A 5,029-nucleotide genomic window follows, 5' to 3' on the forward strand; every position below is an offset into this window, starting at 1 on the left:
GCCATCCTCAAGAGTAAGGCTGATATGCTTAATAAAGAACAATTTTCAGCCCTTCACTACACAGCGCCAGGAACAGATTTGACACTTGGTTTGCCGAAGAACCACGTTTGGGAATCAGCTGGTGCTATCAATGCGCAAGGAGAAGGATTCTTGCCAAATATGCCGACAGAAGAAGTCTTCACAGCACCTGACTTCCGTCGTGCAGATGGTTATGTAACTTCTACAAAACCGCTTAGCTATAATGGGAATATCATTGAAGGTATTAAGGTAACCTTTAAGGATGGACAAATCGTAGATATCACTGCTGAGAAGGGTGATCAAGTCATGAAAGACCTTGTCTTTGAAAATGCGGGTGCGCGTGCCTTGGGTGAATGTGCCTTGGTACCAGATCCAAGCCCAATTTCTCAGTCAGGCATTACCTTCTTTAACACCCTTTTCGATGAAAATGCGTCAAATCACTTGGCTATCGGTGCAGCCTATGCAACTAGCGTTGTTGGTGGAGCGGAGATGAGCGAAGAGGAGCTTGAAGCCGCGGGGCTTAACCGTTCAGATGTTCACGTAGACTTTATGATTGGTTCTAACCAAATGGATATCGATGGTATCCGTGAGGATGGGACACGTGTACCACTCTTTCGTAACGGAGATTGGGCAAATTAAGGAGATAATATGTTAGGAAGTATGTTCGTTGGTCTCCTAGTGGGATTCTTGGCAGGTGCTTTGACCAATCGTGGAGAACGTATGGGATGCTTTGGAAAAATGTTTCTAGGTTGGATTGGTGCCTTTATAGGCCACTTGCTTTTTGGGACTTGGGGACCGATAATAGCAGGAACTGCCATTATTCCGGCAGTACTAGGTTCCATGATTGTCTTAGCGATTTTCTGGAGACGAGGAAGTTAATTTCCTAAATCTGATACTCAATGAAAATCAAAGAGCAAACTAGGAAACTAGCCGCAGGTTGCTCAAAGCACTGCTTTGAGGTTGTAGATAGAACTGACGAAGTCAGCTCAAAACACTGTTTTGAGGTTGCAGATAGAACTGACGAAGTCAGTAACATATATACGGCAAGGCGACGTTGACGCGGTTTGAAGCGATTTTTGAAGAATATGAAACGAAAAGGAGGTTGGTCATTGTACCAGCCTCCTTTTGAGTATGATATAATAGTTCTATGAGATTAGATAAATTTTTAGTTGCCTGCGCTGTGGGGAGTCGGACTGAGGTCAAAAACTTGCTCAAGTCTGGGCGCGTGATGGTAAATGGTAAAAAAGAAAAGTCAGCGAAACTGCAGATTGATGAAGAAAGAGATGAAATTCGCTTTGACGGGCAAGTGTTGGAGTATGAAGAGTTTGTCTACTACATGATGAACAAGCCCAAAGGAGTCATCTCAGCGACTGAGGATCCTAAGCACAGAACGGTTCTGGATTTGCTGGATGATATTGCTCGGAGCAAGGAAGTTTTCCCAGTAGGACGCTTGGATATTGACACGCATGGTCTTTTGCTCTTGACTAATGACGGCAAGCTTGCCCATGCTCTTCTTTCACCTAAGCGTCATGTGGACAAGACTTATCTGGCACAAGTCAAGGGAATTATGACCCAAGAAGATGTGGAGACATTTGCCAAGGGAATTCCTCTTAAAGACTTTACTTGTCAGCCTGCTAAACTGGAGCTTGTGTCCATAGAGACAGAAAAGAATCAAAGTCAAATCCGTGTGACCATTGCAGAAGGGAAGTTTCATCAGATCAAGCGTATGGTGGGCTACTGTGGCAAGGAAGTAGTAGACTTGCAACGTTTGACTATGGGAACGCTAGTATTGGATGAGAACTTGCAGAGAGGAGAATGGCGTCGCTTGACCAAGGAAGAGTTAGAAGCTCTCCTTGCGAATATTGCTTAATTTGATTTATATTCGAAAAGGTGAGGAAGAATATCCTTGCCTTTTATGTTTTTCAGTTGCTTCCTTTGTGAAAAGAGTTATAATAGACTGTAGAATAAAAGGAGGAATCTATGAACGCGATTCAAGAATCATTTACTGATAAACTATTTGCCAATTATGAAGCAAATGTAAAATACCAAGCGATTGAAAATGCTGCCAGCCACAACGGAATTTTTGCAGCCCTTGAGCGTCGCCAAAGCCATGTGAACAATACACCTGTTTTCTCATTGGATTTGACCAAGGACAAGGTCACTAACCAGAAGGCTTCTGGTCGTTGCTGGATGTTCGCAGCTCTCAATACCTTCCGCCACAAACTCATCTCGCAATACAAATTGGAAAATTTTGAGTTATCACAGGCCCACACATTCTTCTGGGACAAGTATGAAAAATCTAACTGGTTCTTGGAGCAAGTGATTGCGACTGCAGACCAAGACTTGACGAGTCGTAAGGTTAAATTCCTACTTCAAACTCCACAACAAGATGGCGGTCAATGGGATATGGTCGTTTCTCTCTTTGAGAAATACGGTGTCGTGCCTAAGTCAGTTTACCCTGAGTCTGTTTCATCTAGTAGCAGCCGTGAGCTAAATGCAATCCTTAACAAATTGCTTCGTCAAGATGCTCAAATCTTGCGTGACTTGCTCGCTTCTGGTGCAGACCAAGCGACTGTTCAAGCTAAGAAAGAAGACCTCTTGCAAGAAATTTTTAACTTCCTTGCTATGTCATTGGGTCTTCCACCACGTAAATTTGACTTTGCTTATCGTGATAAGGATAACAACTACCAAAGTGAAAAGGGTATTACACCACAAGAGTTTTACAAGAAATATGTCAATCTTCCTCTAGAGGACTATGTTTCTGTTATCAATGCCCCAACTGCTGACAAGCCTTACGGCAAATCTTACACAGTTGAGATGTTGGGGAATGTGGTTGGTAGCCGTGCGGTTCGTTACATCAATGTACCGATGGAACGCTTGAAAGAATTAGCGATTGCCCAAATGCAAGCAGGTGAGACTGTTTGGTTTGGATCAGATGTCGGTCAACTCAGCAACCGTAAAGCTGGAATTCTTGCGACAGATGTTTATGACTTTGAATCAAGCATGGACATTAAACTCACTCAAGACAAGGCTGGACGTTTGGACTACAGCGAAAGTTTGATGACCCACGCCATGGTCTTGACAGGTGTTGATTTGGATGAAAATGGGAAGTCAACCAAGTGGAAGGTTGAAAACTCATGGGGAGACAAGGTTGGTACCGATGGTTACTTTGTTGCCTCAGACGCTTGGATGGACGAATACACTTACCAAATCGTTGTCCGTAAAGAATTGCTGACAGCAGAAGAACAAGCTGCCTATGAATCAGAACCAATTGTACTCGCACCATGGGATCCAATGGGTGCCTTGGCCGAATAAAAGTATAGAAAAAAGGAATCAGATTTTAGAACCTGATTCCTTTTAAGTTGCTTGATTACATGATGTGAAGAACATGTGCCACAATACCCACTGCGAAGAGTGCAAGGATAATAGTGATTGGAGATACTTTTTTCTTAAGCAAGTACATGCAAAGGAGAGTAAGGAGTAGTCCTGATAGTCCAGGGATCAACATATCCAAGTTTTGTTGGAAAGTAGTAACTTTTTCAGGTGTTTGAGACAATCCTTGTCCTACTTGTGCGAATGCTTCTTGGATACCTTTAGATCCTTCTGGCAATTTATCCCAATGGATATAAGCCTTTTCATCTAGTTGAACTTTGGCAACATCGAAAGCAAATTTAATATTTACCCAACGTTGAACAAGGACAGCAAGAATGAACATACCAAGGATAGAAGCTCCTTTAGTGATGTCTTGAAGGATACCGCCAGACATATCTTTAGTGATTTCTGATCCAGCCTTGTATCCAATCTCTTGTGTATACCACAAGAATGACATACGAATCAAGTTCCAAAGAACGAAGAAGAGGATTGGACCTAAGATATTACCAGTAAGGGCAAGTGAAGCACCGAGTGATCCAAGGATTGGGCGTACTGTAAACCAGAATACTGGGTCACCGATACCAGCAAGAGGTCCCATCATACCGATTTTAACCCCTTGGATAGCAGCGTCATCAATTTCAACACCGTTAGCACGTTCTTCTTCAAGTGCAAGAGTAACCCCCATGATTGGAGCGGCTACGTATGGGTGAGTGTTGAAGAACTCAAGATGGCGTTCAAGAGCAGCGATTTGATCTTCTTTTTTAGTGTAGAGTTTTTTAAGAGCTGGAATTAATGAGTAAGCCCAACCCAAGTTTTGCATACGTTCATAGTTCCAAGAACCTTGTAAGAAAGTTGAACGCCACCAAACTTTTTTACGATCTGATTTAGTTAATTGAAGTTTTTCAGTCATGATGTTTTCAGTCCTTTCTTATCTTAGTAGTCTTCTAGGATATCGCCGATTGGGTCGTTAGAAGTTGCGGCTCCTCCGCCACCATTTCCACCAGTTTTAGAAAGGTGAAGGTAGATAAGAGCGATAGCAACACCGATAGCACCAAATCCGATTAGAGTAATATCTGACACGGCAGCAAGCACGAAACCGATAGCGAAGAATGGCCATACTTCACGAGTTGCCATCATGTTGATAACCATAGCGTAACCAACGGCAACGACCATACCACCACCGATAGCCATACCATCTTTAAGCCAATCAGGCATAGCATTTAGAATGCTTTGTACGGTTTCAGTTGGTACCATTAGAAGGAGTGCTGCAGGGACTGCAATACGAAGACCTTGAAGAAGAAGTGCGACAAAGTGAGCACGTTCAACTGCTTTGAAGTCACCTTTTTTAGCAGAAGCATCAGCAGTGTGAACCAATCCGACAGAGAGTGTACGGACAATCATAGTCAAGAATAGACCAGCAACTGCAAGAGGGATAGCAACTGCTTGGGCAACACCGATACCTGTCTTAGTAAAGTCGCCACCAAGAACCATGATAATGGCAGCAGCAACAGAAGCAAGAGCAGCGTCAGGAGCTACGGCAGCTCCGATGTTAGCCCAACCAAGGGCGATCATTTGAAGAGAACCACCAAGGATGATCCCTGCTTCAAGGTTACCAGTAACAAGACCGATAAGGGTACAA

The 5,029-nt window shown here is 43.4% G+C and carries 6 protein-coding genes; 4 read left to right on the plus strand and 2 right to left on the minus strand.

The window, feature by feature from the left end; all coding sequences use genetic code 11:
• The 4 genes from ACLNCN_RS03230 to pepC all read left to right on the plus strand — a co-directional run.
• Positions 1-657 (plus strand): aminopeptidase (locus tag ACLNCN_RS03230; RefSeq protein ID WP_424844603.1); only part of this gene is annotated, 657 nt, incomplete at its 5' end.
• A gap of 9 nt (positions 658-666) precedes the next feature.
• Positions 667-897 carry a GlsB/YeaQ/YmgE family stress response membrane protein gene (locus ACLNCN_RS03235; protein ID WP_049487295.1) on the plus strand — a complete coding sequence of 77 codons (231 nt, stop codon included), beginning with the start codon at positions 667-669 and terminating at the stop codon, positions 895-897.
• Between the two features lie 268 nt (positions 898-1,165).
• Positions 1,166-1,888, plus strand: a complete 723-nt coding sequence (locus ACLNCN_RS03240) for an rRNA pseudouridine synthase (RefSeq protein WP_261031709.1) — start codon at positions 1,166-1,168, stop codon at positions 1,886-1,888.
• 110 nt (positions 1,889-1,998) lie between these two features.
• Positions 1,999-3,333, plus strand: coding sequence for an aminopeptidase C (pepC, locus tag ACLNCN_RS03245; protein ID WP_424844604.1), 1,335 nt, complete (start codon positions 1,999-2,001; stop codon positions 3,331-3,333).
• A 55-nt stretch (positions 3,334-3,388) separates the two neighbouring features.
• Here pepC and ACLNCN_RS03250 read toward each other — a convergent pair whose 3' ends face one another.
• Positions 3,389-4,300 (minus strand): PTS system mannose/fructose/sorbose family transporter subunit IID, encoded by a 912-nt coding sequence (locus ACLNCN_RS03250; protein ID WP_000136864.1) that lies wholly within the window; start codon positions 4,298-4,300, stop codon positions 3,389-3,391.
• Between the two features lie 23 nt (positions 4,301-4,323).
• Positions 4,324-5,029 (minus strand): PTS mannose/fructose/sorbose transporter subunit IIC (locus ACLNCN_RS03255; protein ID WP_424844605.1); only part of this gene is annotated, 706 nt, incomplete at its 5' end.

It is taken from the genome of Streptococcus sp. CL8.13 (assembly GCF_049737895.1).

Bases quoted from the DNA above. Each gene is read 5' to 3' on its own strand.
- ACLNCN_RS03235 (WP_049487295.1), top strand. From the start codon at position 667: ATGTTAGGAAGTATGTTCGTTGGTCTCCTAGTGGGATTCTTGGCAGGT.
- ACLNCN_RS03240 (WP_261031709.1), top strand. From the start codon at position 1,166: ATGAGATTAGATAAATTTTTAGTTGCCTGCGCTGTGGGGAGTCGGACT.
- pepC (WP_424844604.1), top strand. From the start codon at position 1,999: ATGAACGCGATTCAAGAATCATTTACTGATAAACTATTTGCCAATTAT.
- ACLNCN_RS03250 (WP_000136864.1), bottom strand. From the start codon at position 4,300: ATGACTGAAAAACTTCAATTAACTAAATCAGATCGTAAAAAAGTTTGG.